The sequence below is a fragment of the Pseudomonas alvandae genome, assembly GCF_019141525.1.
Taxonomy (GTDB): Bacteria; Pseudomonadota; Gammaproteobacteria; order Pseudomonadales; family Pseudomonadaceae; genus Aquipseudomonas; species Aquipseudomonas alvandae.
Genome location: NZ_CP077080.1, coordinates 1989448 through 2008990, shown reverse-complemented (window position 1 = coordinate 2008990; position 19543 = coordinate 1989448). Strand labels below are relative to the sequence as shown.

At 60.6% G+C, this 19543-nt stretch carries 18 protein-coding genes; 8 read left to right on the top strand and 10 right to left on the bottom strand.

The features are described from left to right. Nucleotides 1–19: 19 nt before the first annotated feature. From lpxK to KSS97_RS08930, 4 genes are all read right to left on the bottom strand, one after another. The gene (lpxK, locus tag KSS97_RS08945; RefSeq protein WP_030137692.1) at nucleotides 20–1030 is read right to left on the bottom strand and encodes a tetraacyldisaccharide 4'-kinase; all 1011 of its coding nucleotides are present in this window, start codon (nucleotides 1028–1030) and stop codon (nucleotides 20–22) included. Continuing rightward, nucleotides 1030–1458 (bottom strand): flagellar polar localization protein PocB, encoded by a 429-nt coding sequence (locus KSS97_RS08940; RefSeq protein ID WP_030137691.1) that lies wholly within the window; start codon nucleotides 1456–1458, stop codon nucleotides 1030–1032. Before KSS97_RS08940 ends, lpxK begins: the two co-directional genes overlap by 1 nt. Then, the gene (locus tag KSS97_RS08935; RefSeq protein WP_030137690.1) at nucleotides 1455–2090 is read right to left on the bottom strand and encodes a flagellar polar localization protein PocA; all 636 of its coding nucleotides are present in this window, start codon (nucleotides 2088–2090) and stop codon (nucleotides 1455–1457) included. The genes KSS97_RS08940 and KSS97_RS08935 overlap by 4 nt, the downstream gene beginning before the upstream one ends. Nucleotides 2091–2186: 96 nt before the next feature. After that, entirely contained in the window at nucleotides 2187–4433 is a 2247-nt protein-coding gene (locus KSS97_RS08930) for a DNA internalization-related competence protein ComEC/Rec2 (RefSeq protein ID WP_217861472.1), read from the bottom strand. 144 nt (nucleotides 4434–4577) lie between these two features. Between KSS97_RS08930 and KSS97_RS08925 the strand changes: the two genes are divergently transcribed. Then, the gene (locus tag KSS97_RS08925; RefSeq protein ID WP_030137688.1) at nucleotides 4578–5093 is read left to right on the top strand and encodes a DUF2062 domain-containing protein; all 516 of its coding nucleotides are present in this window, start codon (nucleotides 4578–4580) and stop codon (nucleotides 5091–5093) included. A 166-nt stretch (nucleotides 5094–5259) separates the two neighbouring features. Here the strand turns inward: KSS97_RS08925 and KSS97_RS08920 are convergent, their stop codons facing one another. The 3 genes from KSS97_RS08920 to KSS97_RS08910 form a co-directional block, all read right to left on the bottom strand. Continuing rightward, on the bottom strand, nucleotides 5260–6039 hold the full coding sequence (locus KSS97_RS08920; RefSeq protein WP_030137687.1) for an ABC transporter permease: 780 nt from the start codon (nucleotides 6037–6039) through the stop codon (nucleotides 5260–5262). Then, on the bottom strand, nucleotides 6036–6968 hold the full coding sequence (locus KSS97_RS08915) for an ABC transporter ATP-binding protein (protein WP_030137686.1): 933 nt from the start codon (nucleotides 6966–6968) through the stop codon (nucleotides 6036–6038). The genes KSS97_RS08920 and KSS97_RS08915 overlap by 4 nt, the downstream gene beginning before the upstream one ends. Nucleotides 6969–7102: 134 nt before the next feature. Then, a complete protein-coding gene (locus KSS97_RS08910) occupies nucleotides 7103–7726 on the bottom strand; it encodes a glutathione S-transferase family protein (RefSeq protein WP_030137685.1) in 624 nt (207 codons plus the stop codon). 294 nt (nucleotides 7727–8020) lie between these two features. Between KSS97_RS08910 and KSS97_RS08905 the strand changes: the two genes are divergently transcribed. The 7 genes from KSS97_RS08905 to KSS97_RS08880 all read left to right on the top strand — a co-directional run bounded on the left by KSS97_RS08905 (nucleotide 8021) and on the right by KSS97_RS08880 (nucleotide 15175). Further along, entirely contained in the window at nucleotides 8021–10468 is a 2448-nt protein-coding gene (locus KSS97_RS08905) for an acyl-CoA dehydrogenase (protein ID WP_217861471.1), read from the top strand. 88 nt (nucleotides 10469–10556) lie between these two features. Continuing rightward, nucleotides 10557–10964 carry a PA2817 family protein gene (locus KSS97_RS08900; RefSeq protein WP_030137683.1) on the top strand — a complete coding sequence of 136 codons (408 nt, stop codon included), beginning with the start codon at nucleotides 10557–10559 and terminating at the stop codon, nucleotides 10962–10964. A 472-nt stretch (nucleotides 10965–11436) separates the two neighbouring features. Next, nucleotides 11437–12660, top strand: a complete 1224-nt coding sequence (locus KSS97_RS08895) for a type II and III secretion system protein family protein (RefSeq protein WP_030137682.1) — start codon at nucleotides 11437–11439, stop codon at nucleotides 12658–12660. A 56-nt stretch (nucleotides 12661–12716) separates the two neighbouring features. Then, a complete protein-coding gene (locus KSS97_RS08890; protein WP_030137681.1) occupies nucleotides 12717–13430 on the top strand; it encodes a tetratricopeptide repeat protein in 714 nt (237 codons plus the stop codon). Nucleotides 13431–13450: 20 nt separating this feature from the next. Further along, a complete protein-coding gene (locus tag KSS97_RS08885; RefSeq protein WP_030137680.1) occupies nucleotides 13451–13720 on the top strand; it encodes a DUF3613 domain-containing protein in 270 nt (89 codons plus the stop codon). Nucleotides 13721–14036: 316 nt separating this feature from the next. Next, entirely contained in the window at nucleotides 14037–14342 is a 306-nt protein-coding gene (locus tag KSS97_RS28345; RefSeq protein ID WP_181286468.1) for a transposase, read from the top strand. Further along, a complete protein-coding gene (locus tag KSS97_RS08880; protein ID WP_202600572.1) occupies nucleotides 14339–15175 on the top strand; it encodes an IS3 family transposase in 837 nt (278 codons plus the stop codon). The genes KSS97_RS28345 and KSS97_RS08880 overlap by 4 nt, the downstream gene beginning before the upstream one ends. A 948-nt stretch (nucleotides 15176–16123) precedes the next feature. Here the strand turns inward: KSS97_RS08880 and KSS97_RS08875 are convergent. From KSS97_RS08875 to KSS97_RS08865, 3 genes are read right to left on the bottom strand one after another with little or no spacing between them, the layout of a single operon-like run. Then, nucleotides 16124–17089 (bottom strand): type II secretion system F family protein, encoded by a 966-nt coding sequence (locus KSS97_RS08875; protein ID WP_030138418.1) that lies wholly within the window; start codon nucleotides 17087–17089, stop codon nucleotides 16124–16126. Nucleotides 17090–17115: 26 nt separating this feature from the next. Continuing rightward, entirely contained in the window at nucleotides 17116–18102 is a 987-nt protein-coding gene (locus KSS97_RS08870) for a type II secretion system F family protein (protein WP_198798362.1), read from the bottom strand. Continuing rightward, nucleotides 18099–19541 (bottom strand): TadA family conjugal transfer-associated ATPase, encoded by a 1443-nt coding sequence (locus KSS97_RS08865; RefSeq protein WP_217861470.1) that lies wholly within the window; start codon nucleotides 19539–19541, stop codon nucleotides 18099–18101. Before KSS97_RS08865 ends, KSS97_RS08870 begins: the two co-directional genes overlap by 4 nt. Nucleotides 19542–19543: the final 2 nt, after the last annotated feature.

The window sequence follows — 19543 nt, the reverse complement described above, 5'->3', positions numbered from 1 at the left end:
TTCCCCTGGATAAAACGTGTTAAGGCAAGAGTCGATCCGGCAACAGGCGCATCAGCTGCGTATCGAACCAGTCCGCGAAGGCCGGCGACGGAGCTGCGTCCACCGCCAGGTACCACCAGTCGGGCGCGGCGAAGGCGCGGCATTTGACTGCGTCCTTTTCCGTCATGACCACCGGCAGGGACGGCGTGAAGCTCAAGGCCTGGGCGCTGTATTCGGCATGGTCGGCAAACCCGTGCGGTATGGGCCGCCAGTGTAGCGTTTCGAGGGTCTTGAAGAAACGCTGGGGATTGCCGATACCGGCCACGGCGTGCAGGGCCTGGCCCGCTGGAAAATGGTCGATGGGGCGCCGTTCACCGCTGGCCAGGTTGACCAGCGCGGTGGGCCGCAATTCGAAGGCAAAGCCGTCGTCGCGATCAGCGGCAGCGCCGTTGAACAGCACGGCGTCGACCGATTGCAGGCGCTCGACCGGCTCGCGCAACGGGCCGGCGGGCAGGCACCGCCGGTTGCCCAGGCCACGGGCATTGTCGATCAATACCAACTCGAGATCGCGGGCCAGCCGATAATGCTGCATGCCGTCGTCGGACAGGATCAGGTCCAGCGGCTCGGCCTCCAGCAAAGCCTGGACAGCCCGGCTGCGATCGGGATCGATCATCAATGGCACACCGGTGCGCTGGACAATCAGCAGCGGCTCGTCGCCCGCGACATCGGCGCCTTGGCTGGCCTCGACTCGCCAAGGCAATTGCGGCGGCTTGGCACCATAGCCCCGACTGACCACGCCGACCCGCAGGCCACTGCGCTGGCAATGCTCGATCATCCACAGGATCAACGGCGTCTTGCCAGTGCCACCTACCGTGATATTGCCGACCACGACCAGCGGCACGGGCGGCTGGTAGATCTCACCCTCGCCCGCCAGGAAACGCTCGCGCTTGCCGACCACGACGCGGCGGTACAGCCACTCCAGCGGTCGCAGCAGCGCCAGGGCGGGATGCCCTTCATACCAGGCGGCAAGCAATCGATCGGACATGGCCATCAAGGTGCAGGCGCCGCCTCGACCGTCGTCATGCGCAGATGGCTGAAGCCGAGCTTGCCGGCTGCGTCCATGGCAGTGATGACCGATTGATGGGGCGTCTTGCCGTCGGCGCTGATGGACAGCGGCAGGCTGGTGTCTCCGCCGGATTCCTTCTGCAAGGCCTCGATCAGGCTGGCGAGGTCACTTTTTGGCAGCAAATGGTTGTTCACCGAGAACGTCCCTTCGGCGCTGATCGTGACTTCGAGACTCTTCAATTGCTGGTCTTCAGCCGGCGAACCACTGACGGCCTCCGGCAATTCGACCTTGAGCTGGGTTTCCCGGGTGAACGTGGTCGTCACGACGAAAAACAGCAAGAGGATGAATACCACGTCGATCAGCGACGCGAGATTGATCTCGATGTTTTCCCGTGGTTTGCGGCGGAATTTCACTTCTTGCCCCCGGCCAGGTCCACATCACGGTCGCCCTGGACCACCTCGACCAGCTTGATGGCTTCCTGCTCCATGCCGACCACCAACTCGTCGACGCGGCGCTGCAGGAAACGATGGAAAAACACCGAGGGGATCCCCACCATCAAACCGGCGGCGGTGGTGATCAAGGCCTTGGAAATACCGCCCGCCAGCACCGACGCATTGGTGGTCATGCCGGTACCGGTAAAGGCGCTGAAAATATCGATCATGCCCAGCACCGTGCCCAACAAACCCAGCAACGGGGCCATGGCGGCGATGGTGCCCAATGCATTGAGGTAGCGCTCCAGTTCATGGATGACCCGGGCCGCCGCCTCTTCGATGCATTCCTTCATGATCTCGCGACCATGCTTGGAGTTGGCCAGGCCTGCGGCAAGGATTTCTCCCAGCGGCGAACTGGCCCGCAGTTCCTTGAGCTTGTCCTTGTTCAGTTGCTTGTCCTTGATCCAGACCCAGACCTGCCCGAGCAAATGCTCCGGGGTTACGCGACTGGCCCGCAGGGTCCACAGGCGTTCGGCAACGATACCCAGTGCCGCGATGGAACTCAGAATGATCGGCAACATCATCCAGCCGCCGGATTTGACCAATTCCCACACAGTGACAGCCCCCTCGAAAAAGTGCGCCACTTTATCATACAGACTCGCCGTGCAGGCCCGCCCAGCCAACAACGCAACCCACAACACTGAGGCAGGTCAATGCCGGGGCGACGGCCCAGCGGACGGCGGCTCGCGCCAGTAGCGGCGATTCCCAGCCTCGGTGTGCGCGGGTTCGAATGCACCCAGTTGCAGACGAATGGCGCCCTGCTCGGCGCTGTCGTGGATTGCCATGCCGAATTTCCTATAGCGTTGCATGACCCAGGGATGCGGGTGGCCGAATGCGTTGTTTCGCCCTCGGGAAATCAATACCGAATGCGGCTTGAGACGCGCCAGCAACGCCATCGACGACGAACTGCGACTGCCATGATGCGGCGCGGCCAGCCAATGAATTGGCGCCCCCAGCGGCCCATCGAGCATGGCTCGCTCGGCGTGGGCATCGATATCTCCGGTCAACAGCAAGCGCTCGCCGTCGGCTTCGATCAGCAAGACGCAGGACTTCTGGTTGCTTTCGACCGCTGACGCCCAGCGCCACAGCTCGAACCGGACCCCATCCCATTCCCAGCTCTCGCCGCTGTCGCACGGCGCCGCCAGCAGATCGGCGGGCAGCGCATCAGGATCGCCGCTGATGACCCGAGTCGTCGCCAACCCATTGCGCACCGCTTGTGCTCCGCCGGCATGATCAGCGTCGGCATGGCTGAGCAGCATCAGGTCCAACCGTCCCACACCAAGCTTGCGCAAGGTCGGAACCACCACGCGCTCGCCTGCATCGGCCTCGCCAAAGCGTGGCCCCGCGTCATAAAGCAACGCATGCCGATGGGTACGCACCAGGACTGCCAGCCCCTGGCCGACGTCAAAATGCCAGATTTCGGCGCGTCCGTGGGGCACCTGTTCCCGAGGAGGAAACACGATCAGCATCAACATCGGCCAACCCAGGACACGCAGTGGCAGGCCCTTGGGCAGCAACAACAGCACAGCGCCGAGCGCCGCGATACACAGCGCCCACAACGGGACAGCGGGAGGCATCCAGGCCGCCATTCGCCCTGCAACCAGTTCGAGGCCTTTGAACAGCAGATCGAGCAACCCACCGGCGACCCACAGCAGGTTTTCCCCGACGCCCGGAACCGGCAGCAACGCCGTGCCAAGCAGTGCCGCCGGTAATACCAGCAAACTGATCCAGGGCACCGCCACCAGGTTGACCAACGGACCGCTCAGGCTGACCGGCAAGCCAAGGATCAATAACAACGGGCATAGGCCGAGCGCAATCAGCCACTGGGCTCGGGTCCAGGTCTGCCACCAGCGCCAAGGGCCCAGGCGACCGCCGAAGGTGAACATCAATATCGCGACGGCGGCAAACGACAACCAGAACCCGGGGCGCAGGCTCGCCAGCGGATCGAACATCAACACGCCGATGAAGGCCAGCAGCCAGGCCCACCAAGGTTCGGCTTGGCGGTAACGCCAGCGCCACAGCAACACCAGACCGATCATCGTGCAGGCCCGCCGCACCGGCACTTCAAATCCGGCGAGCAAGCCGTAGCCCACAGCGGCGACGAAAGCCAAGGCGCAGGCCCAGGGCAACCACGGCAGACGCGCCGGCCAAACGCCATAACGCGCCGCGCCAGCCACCAGCAGATACACCAAGCCGGCAAACAGGCCGATGTGCTGGCCGGAAATCACCAGCAGATGGACCGTGCCGGTGTCTTGCAGTACTTGCCAATCTTCGCGGCTCAATCCAGCCCCGTCGCCAAGCACCAGCGCCATCAGCGCACCGGAACGCCCTTGGGCATCGACCTTTGCCAACGCCTGGCGCACCCCATCGCGCCAAGCGCCCTGCGTCGGCTGCACCCGCAAACCCTCCTTGACGGTGCCGGTCGCGCCGATGCCACGGCTCAGCAGCCACGATTCGTAGTCGAAACCATGGGGGTTGAGCAACCCGACGGGCCGCTTGAGCTTCACTGCCAGGCGCCACTTTTCACCGCTCCTGACCGGCGGCCCGCCATACCAGGCCAGGCGCATCAACGCAGGCAAGCGCGTGCGTCGGGAGTGGGCATCGGCAAGCTCGAAACGCACCATGCCCTCACCGTATTGCGGCAAACCGACGACGTTTCCCTCGACCCAGCGGGTTTCACCGTCCAGGGCAGCGGGCAACCGGTCATCCAGCGCAAGCTGCGCCCCAACGCAGGCCCAGGCCAATCCGAGAAGAAAAAAACTGGCCGGGCAGGTGCGAAACGGCAGCATGACCAGCGCTGTTATCGCCATCGCCACGATCAGCCACGGTGGCGGCAACGCCGGTAAGAAAATCGGGACCAGCAACCCGAGTGCGAGCGCGATCATCACTGTGCGCATAAGCCCATCCTTGAGAGTTCCCTCTAAGGCTTAGCCGGTCTGCGGCACCGCGAACGTTATCAATTGTCACAAAGTCTGAATCTGCCGGCCGTAGAATCCGGACATACTTGCGGCCTGACTGCTTTGACCCGACCGAGAAGCCTTATGCCCCGGCGCCTATTCAAACGCTACATGCCTGACCCTGCGAGCATTCGGGAACACAAATCCTTACGCTTTCTTGGCACCCTGCTGCACGACCCCAACCTCTGGCACCTCAATCGCCATTCAGTGGCGCGGGCAATGGCTGTCGGATTGTTTGCCGCTTTTTTACCCATTCCTTTGCAGATGTTGCTGGCCGCCGCACTGTCCATCATGGTTCGCGGCAACATCCCGATTGCCGTGAGCCTGGTCTGGCTGACCAATCCCATCACGATGCCTGCGGTATTTTTCTGTACCTATCAAACCGGCGCCTGGCTGATGGACGTGCCCGCCCGTACGCTGCCGGACGAATTGACTTGGGAGTGGATTACCAATCAACTGTCAACGTTGTGGCAGCCGTTTCTGCTGGGTTCGGTGGTGACTGGGTTGGTGCTTGGGGCTTTGGCCTACTTCGTGACCATGAGTTACTGGCGCTGGTGGGTGGCGCGGCAGTGGCGGCGGCGCAAAAAAAGCCGTAAGTGAGATGCATAAAGGCCTCCCGGGAATGGAGGCCTTTATTGTGGTGTTCTGATGGACCTCTTCGCGAGCAAGCCCGCTCCCACATTCGATATTCAGTGAACGCCAGATCAGCGTTCGACATAGATCAGTGTGAGAGCGGGCTTGCTCGCGAAGAAGGCGATGCGTCTTGTCAGGTGCGCATCCCGCGGCCGCTGACCAGCAACCGCGCGCAGCCCACATAAAGCACAACAGTCGCCACCAGCATGAACGTAATCGCAATACTGATCCGAATGTCCGAAACCCCAAGGATCCCATAGCGAAACGCGTTGACCATATGCAGCACCGGGTTGGCCAGGGACACGGTCTGCCAGAACGGTGGCAGCAACGAGATCGAATAGAACACGCCACCGAGGTAAGTCAACGGCGTGAGCACGAAGGTCGGGATGATGGAGATATCATCGAAGTTGCGCGCGAACACGGCATTGATGAACCCCAGCAGCGAAAAGATCGTGGCCGTCAGGACTACCACCAGGATCGTCACCCCCAGGTGATGCACCTGCAGATTGGTGAAGAACAGCGACAGCAGCGTCACGATCAGGCCCACCGCCAACCCTCGCAACACACCGCCCAAAGTGAAGCCGATCAGGATTGTATGGGGCGAAACCGGCGAGACCATCAGTTCTTCGATCGAACGCTGGAACTTGCTGCCAAAGAAACTCGACACGACGTTGCCGTAGGAGTTGGTGATCACCGACATCATGATCAGCCCCGGCACGATGTAGTCCATGTACGTGAAGCCGCCCATGTCGCCGATCTGCCGGCCGATCAGGTTGCCGAAGATCACGAAGTACAGAACCATTGTGATGGCCGGGGGCAGCAGGGTCTGCGGCCAGATCCGCATGAAGCGCCGGACTTCACGGTAGACAATGGTATTGAGGGCGATCAGGTTGGGTCGCAGTTCGGAACTCATACCGCCACCTTCGCCAGGTTTTTTTCCACCAGGGACACGAACAACTCCTCAAGGCGATTGGTCTTGTTGCGCAGGCTCAGCACTTCAATATTTTGTAGGGCCAGTTGAGTGAACAGCCCGGTGATGCCGGCGGATTTGTCGACCTGGACTTCCAGGGTATGGCCGTCGAGCAACCGAGCCGGGTAGCCGATGAGCTGCGGGGCGACACTCAGGTCATGCTTGAGATCGAGCAGGAAGGTCTCCACATGCAACTGGCTCAGCAACTGCCGCATGCTGGTGTTCTCGACGATGGTGCCATGGTCGATGATGCCGATGTTGCGGCACAGCTGTTCGGCCTCTTCCAGGTAATGCGTGGTGAGGATGATGGTGATGCCTTTCTGGTTCAATTCGGTCAGGAAGGTCCACATCGAACGGCGCAACTCGATGTCCACGCCCGCGGTCGGTTCGTCGAGGATCAGCAGGCGCGGTTCGTGCACCAACGCACGGGCGATCATCAGGCGGCGCTTCATGCCGCCGGACAACGAGCGGGACGGCACATCACGCTTGTCCCACAGCCCCAGTTGGGTCAGGTATTGCTCGGCGCGTTCGTTGGCGATTTTCGGCGGAATGCCGTAGTAGCCGGCCTGCGTCACGACAATATCGAAGGTCTTTTCGAACTGGTTGAAATTGAATTCCTGGGGCACCACGCCAATGCAGCGCTTGAGCGCGGCGGGAGCGCGGTCCAGGTCATGGCCGAACACGTTGACCGTGCCGCTGGTCTTGTTCACCAAGGTGGAAAGAATGCCGATGGTGGTGGACTTGCCGGCGCCGTTAGGGCCAAGCAAGGCGAAGAAATCACCTTCGGCGACGTCCAGATCGATACCACTCAGGGCCTGGAAACCGTTGCCGTAGGTTTTGGTTAACTGCCGTATGGACAGAGCGGAACTCATATCGGATTACGCACCAAGAAGGGGAAAAGAGAAGAATAGATAAGGGCGTGCGACGAGCAATGCAACCACCCGCACGAAGGCAATGGTGCGTGGCGTCGCCGCACAAGTACAGTGAAGCGTGTCGATAGTAAGTATTAAGTCAACGCGGTCATGACGGCTTTGCGATAGGCCGGACGCTGCTGGAGCCGTGCGTACCAGGCTTGCACATTGGGCAGCGCGGCACGCTCGATGGGCATCTCGAACCAGGCATAAATGAAACTGCCCAGGGGGATATCGCCCATGCCGATTTCATTGCCGCTAAGGTAAGGCTGTTGGCCCAGGGTCTGCTCCACCATTGCCAGCAGGTCTTCGCATTCCTTGATCGCAGCCTTGATGGCGGCCCAATCCTGCTGCTCGGCTGGGGTGCGCAAGACGCCCCAGAACACCGTGCGAAACGGTGCGGCAAAACTCGACGTCGTCCAATCCATCCATTTTTCCGCCGTGGCCCGGGCCTGTACGTCAGCGGGGTACCAGGCGGAATCCGGGGCGTGGCGAGCAACCAGATACCGGACGATGGTGTTCGACTCCCAGAGCACGAAGCCGTCGTCTTCTATCATCGGAACCCGGCCGTTGGGGTTCTTCGCGCGGTATTCGGGCGTGTCCACCACACCGAACGCGCCGCCTGCATCAACAGACTCATAGATGAGCCCCAGTTCTTCGGCGCACCACAACGCCTTGCGCACGTTCGATGAATTCTTCCGGCCCCAGATCTTCAGCATCACGGCTTCCCTCGATGGATAAATGCCGCAGCAGCATACGCCGGATCAGCAATGGCTCAAATCACCGAGCGAGAGCGCACCGCCAAACCTTCCTGAGCCGCCAGGGCATTTACGCCAAACAATGACGTTTTCTCACTTCGGCAACGAACGATTTCCCACGGCTGTTGCCAACCAGACTGGCGCAATACAGGGAGGGTTTCCCACGAAATCAGTCCCATTGCGCCTACCGCCGGTTTTGCACGGGCCGTCTACGCTCTGAAGGTCGGTTTTGCCTTGGTTCACGGAGGATCACTTATGCTGTTGTTGTGGATACTGGTTCTGGTCATCGGAGTCGCCTGGCTGGCGCATCGGCGCACCGCCCCGCTACCGGCGCTGGGTATTGTCGCGGTCTACCTGCTGGCGATGGGTGTCGCCAGCCATGCGCCCGGCTGGCTGATGCTCCTTCTCTGGCTGGTGCTCGCCGCCATCGCGACGCCGCTGCTGCTGCCGGACCTGCGCCGCAAATATTTCAGCGCACCGATGTTCGACTGGTTCCAGAAGACCCTGCCACCCATGTCGCAGACCGAGCGCGATGCCATCGACGCGGGCACGGTGTGGTGGGATGGCGAACTGTTCAGCGGCCGGCCGGACTGGGACCTGCTGCTGACCTATCCCAAGGTAAAACTGACCGAAGAAGAACAGGCATTCCTCGATGGCCCAACCGAAGCGCTTTGCGCGATGGTCAGCGACTGGCAGATCGGCCAGGCCATGGACCTGCCGCCAGAAGCCTGGGCACATATCAAGGAGCACGGTTTCTTCGCCCTGATCATTCCGAAGGAATACGGCGGCAAGGGGTTCTCCGCCTACGCCCATTCCCAGGTGGCAATGAAACTCGCGACCCGCAGCGGCGACTTGGCTTCCACCGTGATGGTCCCCAACTCCCTCGGTCCGGCGGAACTGCTCCTGCATTACGGCACCGACGAACAACGCAACCACTACCTGCCGCGACTGGCCCGTGGCGACGACATCCCCTGCTTTGCATTGACGGGTCCATTGGCCGGTTCCGACGCCGGGGCGATGCCAGACACCGGGATCATCTGCAAAGGCGAATGGCAAGGCGAGGAAACCCTCGGCCTGCGCTTGAACTGGGAAAAGCGCTACATCACCCTTGGCCCGGTCGCCACGCTCCTTGGCCTGGCCTTCAAGGCCTATGACCCGGACCACTTGCTCGGCGACGAAGAAGACCTGGGGATCAGCCTGGCACTGATTCCTACCGATACGCCCGGCGTCCACATCGGCCGTCGCCACCTACCCCTCGGCGCCGCCTTCATGAACGGCCCGAACTGGGGCAAGGACGTCTTCATCCCCCTGGATTTCCTCATCGGCGGCCAGGCCATGCTCGGCAAGGGCTGGATGATGCTGATGAACTGCCTGTCGGTCGGCCGCTCGATTTCCCTGCCGGCGGTCGGTACCGGCGCGGCGAAGTTCACCAGCCTGGTCACCGGCCAGTACACCCAGGTGCGTGAACAATTCAACGTGCCATTGTCGGCGTTCGAAGGCATCCAGGAAGCCATGGCGCGGATCGGTGGCAATGCCTGGCTGATGGACGCCGCGCGCATGCTGACCGCCAACGCGGTGGACCTCGGCGAAAAACCTTCGGTGCTGTCGGCGATCCTCAAATACCACCTGACCGAACGCGGCCGCGAATGCATCAGCCACGCCATGGACGTGCATGGCGGCAAGGGCATCATCATGGGGCCGAACAACTACCTGGGGCGCAGTTGGCAAGGCGCACCGATTTTCATCACCGTGGAAGGCGCGAATATCCTGTCGCGCAACTTGATGATCTTCGGCCAGGGCGCCATCCGCTGCCATCCGTTCGTGCTCAAGGAAATGGCCCTGGCCACCCGCGAAGACAAGGACCAGGCGTTGCTCGAATTCGACGGGCTGCTGCTCAAGCACATCGGTTTCGCCATCAGCAACGCCGCCAGTACGCTGGTGCTCAACCTGGGCCTGGGGCATTTCGACAACGTGCCAGGCAATGCCCTGAGCCAAGGTTATTTCCGCGCACTCAACCGGCAGGCGGCAGCATTCGCCCTGCTGGCGGACCTGAGCATGATGTTGCTGGGCGGTGAGCTCAAGCGCCGCGAGCGTTTGTCTGCCCGACTGGGTGACGTGTTGAGCAACCTTTACCTGGCCTCGGCTGCCCTCAAGCGATATCACGATCTCGATTCGCCGGACCACATGGCGCCACTGTTCCAGTGGGCCATGGAAGAAAGCCTGGGCCAGTCGGAGCGCGCATTGGACGAGCTGCTGGGCAACTTTCCCAACCGGGTGCTGGGCTGCTTGTTGCGCCTGGTGGTATTCCCCTTGGGTCGTCGGCATAAGGGGCCGAGCGACAGGCTCGATGCCGAGGTCGCGGCTGTTATCGGACGTTCCAAGGGCGACCCGACCCTGGAAGAGTTGCTACAGGGCTGCTATCGCCCGCAATCCACCGACGATCCGGTGGGCGCGCTGCAACACGCTGCCGACCTGCTGGCCGCAGCCCATCCGCTGCAGAAAAAAATCCATGCTGCCCTCAAGCAGGGCCAGCTCAATCCGCCCCCCGGAGAACACCTCATCGATGCTGCCCTGGAAGCAGGCGTGTTGCAAGCCGGTGAAGCACAGACCCTGCGGGCGGCCGAGGCGGCACGGCGCAAGGTCATCGACGTGGATGACTTCGATAAGGAAGCCTTGACGCTCGCCGAGGACAAAGTCCGGTGATCCGGACGGCGATCTGATCACTAGCATGTAAAAGCAGGCGCAGGCACTTTATACTCCTGCGCCCGTTTTGCTCTTGAGGACTTATCTCGTGTCCAATGTCGTTGCCGATCACCTTGTCTTGCTTGACCACTTGCGCAGCATCCTGGTCGCTGTGGGTGAGGCCGAACAGGTTCCCGAAGAAAGCCATGCGCTGTTCCTGGAGCGCTTTGATGACCTGCGCGCGCAACTGCCCGTCGACCCGATCGAAAGCCAGTACCTGGGTCAGGATCTCCTGTGCCAGGTGATCGTCCGTTATCCCCAGATTGCCCACCTGGTCCCCCGCGACCTGCTGTGGTATTTCGCCGGTGATTGCCTGCACTACATGCCCGACGAAGAAATCAGTCTGTACCAGGCCCTGGAGGAGCGTCGTTTCGAAGCAGAACAAAACGACGAGCCCTTCGATTGGAACCAGGAAAAACAATTGCTGGCAATGTCGGATCAGGACAGCAAGCACTGATCGCAAGCAGCAATGCAAAGGCCCGCACGGTTTAACCCTGCGGGCTTTTTTGCGGCTTTTTGTTGATGGCGGCGCCTGGGATTTGTCCTGCAGAATAACAGCGAAAGACAAATTATTGACGCACTCAACCCCATGCTTTTCGCCCCCGTCACTTTTTAGACGTTTTTTTCACAAACGCCGTGGCGCTTTGCCAGCGTTGAACTACTGTCAATCAGAAGCGAGCAGGGAACAGGCGAACCGATCCATAGCCGACCTGATTGGCAACCGTCGTTCTGCTCGCCAGCCCGGCTATCAAGGGCGTTTCAAGATGTGCTGAGTACCGCGTGCCATCCAGTCAGGACGTCCAATGTGCCCCAGGCCAATTGCCGGCGACATTGAGTGATTTGATGAAAATGGGGGGGCAGCCCGGGCCCCATAAATGATCCGAGGCACTGGTTAGCCTAGGGACGGCCTGTCTGTCGAGGATCATTTTATGAGCTATCGTACTGTGCCCGCGTTGAAACACCTTGTTCATGGTTTGTTCTGGATGGGCCTCGGCCTGGATGCGGCTTACGCTGCGGCGGACAGTTGTTCCCAACTGGACAATTTGCCCGCCACCTTCGAGGTTGGCCAGGGCCTGCAGAGCGAGCTGCGTATTCTTGCTCCCGTCACAAAGCTGGCGGTGGGCGATCCGAAAATCGCCGATGTGCAACCCAGCGGCAACGATGCCTTCATTCTTACGGGCCTCATGCCCGGCGCCACCAGCCTGATGGTGTGGACGGCCTGTTCGAAAATTCCCCGTCAAAGCATGGTTTTCGTGACAGGCCGAGCCACCACTGCACTGACCAGCGCAGCAAGCGTGCCGTCGGACGACCCGATGCTGCTCGCCCAAGTGCAGACCGACATCCGTTTCGTCGAAGTCAGCCGGACCAAACTCAAGGAGGCCTCGACCTCCATTCTCGGCACACGAGGCAATTTCCTGTTTGGCTCGCCGAGAACCTTGCCCACCGTCGGCGGTATCGTCCGGCCCTCCTTGCCGGTCAATAACGATATGTTCAATCTGTCGTTCGCCACCGGCAAGACGCTATTGATGATCAATGCCCTGGAAGGCAGCGGCTTCGCCTACACCCTGGCGCGGCCAAGCCTGGTGGCCCTCAGCGGGCAGAGCGCCAGCTTCCTGGCCGGTGGCGAAGTGCCGATTCCCGTGCCCAGTGCCGGCAGCGACAACGTGTCCATCGAGTACAAGGAATTCGGCATCCGCCTGACCCTGACGCCCACCGTGATCGGCAAAAACCGCATCGCGTTGAAAGTCGCGCCAGAAGTCAGCGAGCTGGATTTCACCAACGCCGTGAACATCGCCGGGACGCTGGTACCCGCCCTGACCGTGCGCCGCACCGATACCAGCATCGCTTTGGCCGATGGCGAAAGCTTCGTCATCAGCGGCCTGATCAGTACCCGCAACAGCTCACAGGTGAACAAGTTTCCCGGTTTGGGGGATATACCCATTCTCGGCGCGTTCTTTCGCGATAACTCCATCAACCGCGAAGAGCGCGAGCTGTTGATGATTGTCACCCCGCACCTGGTCCAACCGCTGGCCGCCGACGCGCAACTGCCTACTTTGCCGGGCGAGCAACTGCGCAATTACGACCCGAATTTCTACCGCATGTATTTCCTTGAACATGGCGAGTTCGATAACCGCAGCGGGCTGTCCCAATGAGCCGCTACGTGCAGTGCGAAGCGCCAGCCATTCAACCGGTTTCCAAGGGGCATGGGATGAAAGCAATGATTGCGATAACGGCGACCTTGATGCTCGCCGGTTGTGCCAGCCATGGCACCGTGGCGTCGAGCGCGGCCAGTTGCGCCAAGCCCGGCGCCGATCAGGAATTGGCCCTTAACCTGGCCGATGACATGGCCAATGAAGGTCGCTTGTATGCCAGCCTGGCGAACCTCGAACGCTTGCCCGAAGACTTGGTCCAGGTCCGTTTGCGCAAGGCCCGGGTGCTGCGCCTGATGGGACGCAGCGAGGCCGAGCCTTTGTATAAAAGCCTGCTTGGAACTTGCCTGGCTGCCGATGGTGAACATGGTCTTGGTCAATTGGCCGCTGCCAAGAATGACAACGCCAACGCCACGGAACACCTCGAACGTGCAGCAAAGATGGCGCCCACCGAAGGAAAAATCCGCAATGACCTGGGGGTTGTCTACCTCAATCAAAAGCGGATTCCCCAAGCCCGCTTCGAGTTCATGACGGCCATGGAACTGCAGCAGTCAAACACGCTGGCTGCGCTCAACATGGTGACCCTGCTGATCTACCAGGACAACTGGAAGCAGGCGGCGGAACTGGCGAGCATGGCCAAGCTGAGCCCCCAACAGGTGGCGGATGCACAAGCCCGTGCGGAAAAAATCCGCGGCTCTGCCGGTAATGCAACGACCTCACAATCGAACCGCCTGACCGAGGTCGTCGATGCCTCTACCGGCGCGGTCAAGTAGCGTTTCGAGGAGTCCGAGAGATGAAGACCCAACAATTGTTGATCGTATGCCTGACTTGCCTGTCCACTTCCGCCTGGGCGATCGACCCAGGCCCGTCTTCGGCGGCGCAGCAAGGGACCGAGAGCTGGATGCAACTGCAAATCCGCGGCGTGGTGGCCTCCACCAACCTGCAAACCGCCTCGGCCGCCGAACGCGAGCTGGCCATGCAGCGCTGGCTCAACAGCTTTACTTACCCGATCCCGATGTTCTTCGACCAGGACATGGGGGGAGACGTCAGCAAGAGTGAGTGAAGCGTTGCAAGCATAAAGACCGCAGCCTCCGACACCCCTACGCTTGATGTAGGGAGTTGCCGGGGGCTGCGGTCTTTTGGCTGAAGGCATTGACTAAACGCCTGTGGGAGCGGGCTTGCTCGCGAAGGCGGAACCACAGCCAACACCTGCATTGACTGACCCACCGCTTTCGCGAGCAAGCCCGCTCCCACACAGGCTCCGGGGTGGACATGCGGCACATGCATCAACACAAAAACCTGTGGGAGCGAGCTTGAACTGGCCTAATAATTCCGGACACCTCTTAAGGGCGATATGATTTCGCCAACTTGGAGGTTCCATGAACGAAAGAAAGGTCTATACCCGCGAGTTCAAGCTGCACGCTGCCAGCATGGTGCTTGATGATAACTGCCCGGTTCTAGATGTGTGTGCATCACTGGATATCGGGCCCACTGCTTTGCGACGCTGGGTTGATCAGGTTCGCAAGGAGCGTGAGGGGCAGCCAGTTAAAGGCACCAAGGCGATTACCGAAGATCAACGCCAGATTCAGGAATTGAAGGCCAAGATCAAGCGCATGGAAATGGAAGCCGAAATATTAAAAAAGGCTACCGCTCTCTTGATGTCGGATCCCGATCGTTTCCGATGATCGCAGAGCTAAGAGAGTCATTTCCGACGGCCGTGGTGTGTCGTGTTTTCGGTGTGAAGCGCAGCAGCTTTTATGAGTGGATTCAACGGCGGGCCAAGCCGCGGATCAGACGTGAAGAACTCAGGTTGAAAGTCGTTGAGCTGCACAGCGAAAGCCGCGAAGCCATGGGCTCCAGAATGATTAGCAAAGGCCTGAAGGCTCAGAAAATAACAGCTGGAAGGAGCCTTGTTCGAGCGCTGATGAGGGAGGCCAACATTGTCAGTAAACAACGTCAGCCCCACCCCTTCAGATCCAGAGGCGTGGAGGCATTTGTCGCGCCCAATCGGCTAAAACGCAACTTCAAACCGGCGGCAATCGATCAGGTTTGGTGTGGCGACGTGACCAGTCTGATGGTGGGCAAACGCTGGCTTCATCTGGCCATCGTGATTGATTTGTATGCTCGCAGGGTCATTGGCTGGGCTTTTTCTCTGGTTAATGACGCCAACTTGGTCAGCAAAGCGCTACGCATGGCGACAGAAGTACGAACGTGTCCTCCTGGGCTGATGTTTCACTCAGATCAAGGATGTCAGTACACCAGTCGCAAGTTTCAAGAAGAACTGACGCGCCACGGCATTTTGCAAAGCATGAGCCATCGAGGGCAGTGCTGGGACAACGCTCCAACTGAGCGCTTTTTTGGCACGCTAAAGTCAGAGTGGGTACCTCGCAACGGCTATGGCCTGATCGAGGAGGCAAAAACGGACATGGTGCGTTTCTTCATGTACTACAACCGCACTAGGCTCCACAGCTACAACAACTACCTGTCGCCAATAGCCATGGAGCAAAAAGCGGCATAAACACCGTAATCGGTGTCCGGGATTACTTGACCAGTTCAGCTTGCTCGCGAAGGCGGTATCACAGCCAACACCTGCATTGACTGACCCACCGCTTTCGCGAGCAAGCTCGCTCCCACATTGGTTCTGCGGCGACATCTGGCACATGCAACAACACAAGACCCTGTGGGAGCGAGCTTGCTCGCGAAGACGGAATTACAGCCAACATCTTCATTGACTGACCCACCGCTTTCGCGAGCAAGCTCGCTCCCACATTGGTTCTGCGGCGACATCTGGCACATGCAACAACACAAAAACCTGTGGGAGCGAGCTTGCTCGCGAAGGCGGTATCACAGCCAACATCTTCATTGACTGACCCACCGCTTTCGCGAGCAAGCCCGCTCCCACACTGGATCCGGGGTGGACATGAGGCACATGCAACAACACAAAACCCTGTGGGAGCGAGCTTGCTCGCGAAGGCGGTATCACAGCCAACACCTGCATTGACTGACCCACCGCTTTCGCGAGCAAGCTCGCTCCCACACTGGATCCGGGGTGGACATGAGGCACATGCAACAACACAAAAACCTGTGGGAGCGAGCTTGCTCGCGAAGACGGAATTACAGCCAACATCTTCATTGACTGACCCACCGCTTTCGCGAGCAAGCTCGCTCCCACACTGGATCCGGGGTGGACATGAGGCACATGCAACAACACAAAAACCTGTGGAAGCGAGCTTGCTCGCGAAGACGGAATTACAGCCAACATCTTCATTGACTGACCCACCGCTTTCGCGAGCAAGCTCGCTCCCACATCGGTTCTGCGGCGACATCTGGCGCATGCAACAACACAAAAAACCTGTGGGAGCGGGCTTGCTCGCGAAGACGGAATCACAGTCAACACCTGCATTGACTGACCCACCGCTTTCGCGAGCAAGCCCGCTCCCACAGCATATTCGGCAAGCCGGCCTTGCTACATGTTCCCGAAAGCCCTGAACACGCCGATCATGGCGGGGCCGATGGCGACCAGGAAGAAGCTTGGCCATAGGCAGAAGATCAGCGGGAAGATCAGTTTGGTGCCGATTTTGGCGCCCATTTCTTCGGCAGCCTGGGTCCGCCGGTCGCGGAACTCATCGGCGTAGATCCGCAGGGTATCGGCCACGCTGGTGCCGAAACGGATACTTTGCGCCAACAGGCTGACCAGGCCCTGGATGTCCTCCAGGCCGGTGCGCACGGCCAGTTGCTTGAGCGCCTCGGTGCTGGTGATGCCCGCGCGGATCTGCGCGTTGACCAGCGCCAGTTCCTCGGCCAGCTCGACCTGGCTGACGGACATTTCTTCAGCCACCCGTTCGATGGTGGTGGGCAAGGCCAGGCCCGACTCGACGCAGACCACCATCAGGTCCAGCGCATCCGGAAATGCGGCGCGCAGCCGACCTTGCCGTGCGTTCTTGCGCTTGCCGACATAGAGCGCCGGCACCAGCCAACCAATGCCCGCCATGAGGACCACCGCCAGCAGGCCGATGGCCAGTGAGACCTTGACCATCGGCAGCAACAACAAGGCAACGCCGATCATCACCAGGGGCAGCATCAGGCGCACCGCCCAATACATCTGCACCGCCGAAGCGGATCGATAACCGGCATGGGTCAGCAACGTCTGGGTCGCGGACGTCTGGGTCGTGTCGGTCGAGGCGAAGCGCTGGCCGACTCGCTCCAGTAGCAGTTGCAGATTACCGGGCGCCTCCTGCCCCGTCGCGCTACCGGCATAACCGCGCTTGATCAACGCCAGCCGACGCTGCACCGGGTCTTGCAGACCCAGCATCATCAACAGCACGGCACCGGCCGCCAACACCGTACTGACGCCAATCACGGTGACGAACAGCAGGCGCGCAAGCTCCTCGTTCCCGGTGAATCGACTGAACAACCCGAGCAAAAAGTCCATGACCGATACCTCTGGGCGCAACAGCGTTAGACCTGGATCCGAATGATCTTCCGGATCCAGAAAATCCCCACCAACATGGCGCAGAACGCGCCGAAGATCAGCTTGTGGCCGATGGGGTCATTGACCAGTACCGGCATGTAACTGGGGCTGGTCACCACGATGGCGATCGCCAGCACGAAAGGAATCGCCACCAGCACCCAGGCGGACATACGCCCTTCGGCCGACAGCGTCCGGACCTTGCGCTGGAAACGGAAACGCCCACGGATCAACCGGCTCAGGCGTTCCAGTACTTCGGTCAGGTTGCCGCCGGTCTCGCGGTGGATCAGGATCGACGTCACCAGCATCATCACGGTCATGCTCGGCATGCGCTCCAGCAGGCCGAGCATGGCTCTGCGCACGTCGTTGCCATAGTTGATGTCGGAGAAGGTCATGCCGAATTCCTGGGCGACCGGCCCCTTATGCTCCTCGGCGACCAGGCGCAGGGTTTCGTTGAAGGGATGGCCGGCGCGCAAGGCCCGGCACATGGCATCCAGGGCGTCCGGCAAACCTTCCTCGAACGCGGCAAAACGCTTGTTGCGATCGCGCAGGATTTTCAGCACCGGCAACCAGGCCACGGCAAACGCCACCAACAGCGCCACCCACCAGATCGGCCAGACCATCAACACCAAGGCACCCACCGCCGCGCCAATGGCCAGGCCAAGCAACATCACCCGATAGGCGCGGTACTCATGACCGGCCTGCTCGATCAACTGAGTCAGGTTGGCCATGAACGGCAGCTGTTCCAGCCGGGCTTCCAGGGGAGACAGGCGCGTCAGGTATTTTTGCCGCAGTACGGTCTGCATGTTCGGCAGGTGGTTGGCTTTCTCCAGGACGAGCAAGCGACCGCGAATGCGCTTGCGCATTTTCCCGGCCTCGCCGAACACCGGCACCACCACGCCCTGGGACAGCAGGAACACGGCAATGAACACCATGCCAAGGAAGATCAGGATGAATTCGCCCGGGATACCTTTCATGACTGCCGGCCCTCCATCCATTCAGGACGGAACATGCTCAGCGGCAATTCGATGCCGCGCTTGGCCAGTACATCGCGAAAGGCCGGGATCATGCCACTGGGCTTGTATTCACCGAGGACCTCGCCGTGCTCACCGATGCCGTGGCGCGCAAAGGAGAAGATTTCGGTCATAGTGATGACCTCCCCCTCCATGCCGTTGATCTCTTGAATGCTGGTGACGCGACGCTTGCCGTCTTCTTGACGCTCCAACTGGATCACCACATCGATGGCCGAGGCAATTTGTTGACGCATGGCCTTGATCGGAAAGGTCGCCCCGGTCATCGACACCATATTCTCGACACGACCCAACGCATCGCGGGCGGTGTTGGCGTGAATGGTGGTCAGCGAACCGTCGTGGCCGGTGTTCATCGCCGTGAGCATGTCCAGCGCTTCGGCGCCACGCACCTCGCCGATGACAATGCGGTCCGGGCGCATCCGCAGGCTGTTGCGCACCAGTTCGCGCTGACTCACCTCGCCTCGTCCCTCGATGTTCGAGGGCCGGGTTTCCAGGCGCACTACGTGGGGTTGTTGCAGTTGCAGTTCGGCCGAATCCTCGATGGTGACGATCCGTTCGTTATGCGGGATGAAACTCGACAGCACGTTGAGCATGGTGGTCTTGCCGCTGCCGGTCCCACCGGAGATCAACACGTTCAAGCGCCCGCGGACAATGGCCTTGAGCAGCAAGGCAATGGCCGGGGTCATGGTGCCTACCTGGATCAGGCTGTCGGTGTTGAGCAGGTCCACGGCAAAACGCCGGATCGACATGCTCGGGCCGTCGATGGCCAGCGGCGGGATGATCGCGTTGACCCGCGAACCATCCTTGAGCCGGGCGTCCACCAACGGCGAGGACTCATCGATGCGCCGCCCCAGGCTGGAAACGATGCGGTCGATAATGTTCAGCAAATGCTGGTCGTCCCGGAAGCGCACGTCGGTGCGTTGCAGCTTGCCGAAGCGCTCGACGTAGACCGAGGCAAAACCGTTGACCAGGATGTCGGACACGCTGTGGTCGGCCAGCAGTGGCTCAAGTGGGCCGAGCCCCAGCACTTCATCGGTGATCTGCTTGATGATCAACTGCCGGCTGACTGTACTCACCGGCGCCGAGTGTTCTTCAAGCAAGCGCTGGCAAATATCACGGATCTGCCGCGTGGCCTCGACTTGTTCGAGGGCATCGAGCAAGGACAGGTCCATCACCTTGAGCAACTGCTGATAAATTTTTTCCCGCCACTCGGCTTCCACCGGGGTGACCTGGGTGCGGGTTTCATAAGGCACATCGGGAACGGCGTGCTCCCAGGCCATCAACGCTTCGGCCGAGTCTGACTGGCCGTCACCGGGCTGGGCGGCCATTGAAGCACCGATTTTGCCGGGCTGTTTGCGCAAGCGGTTGCGGAAGTCGCTGATCATGG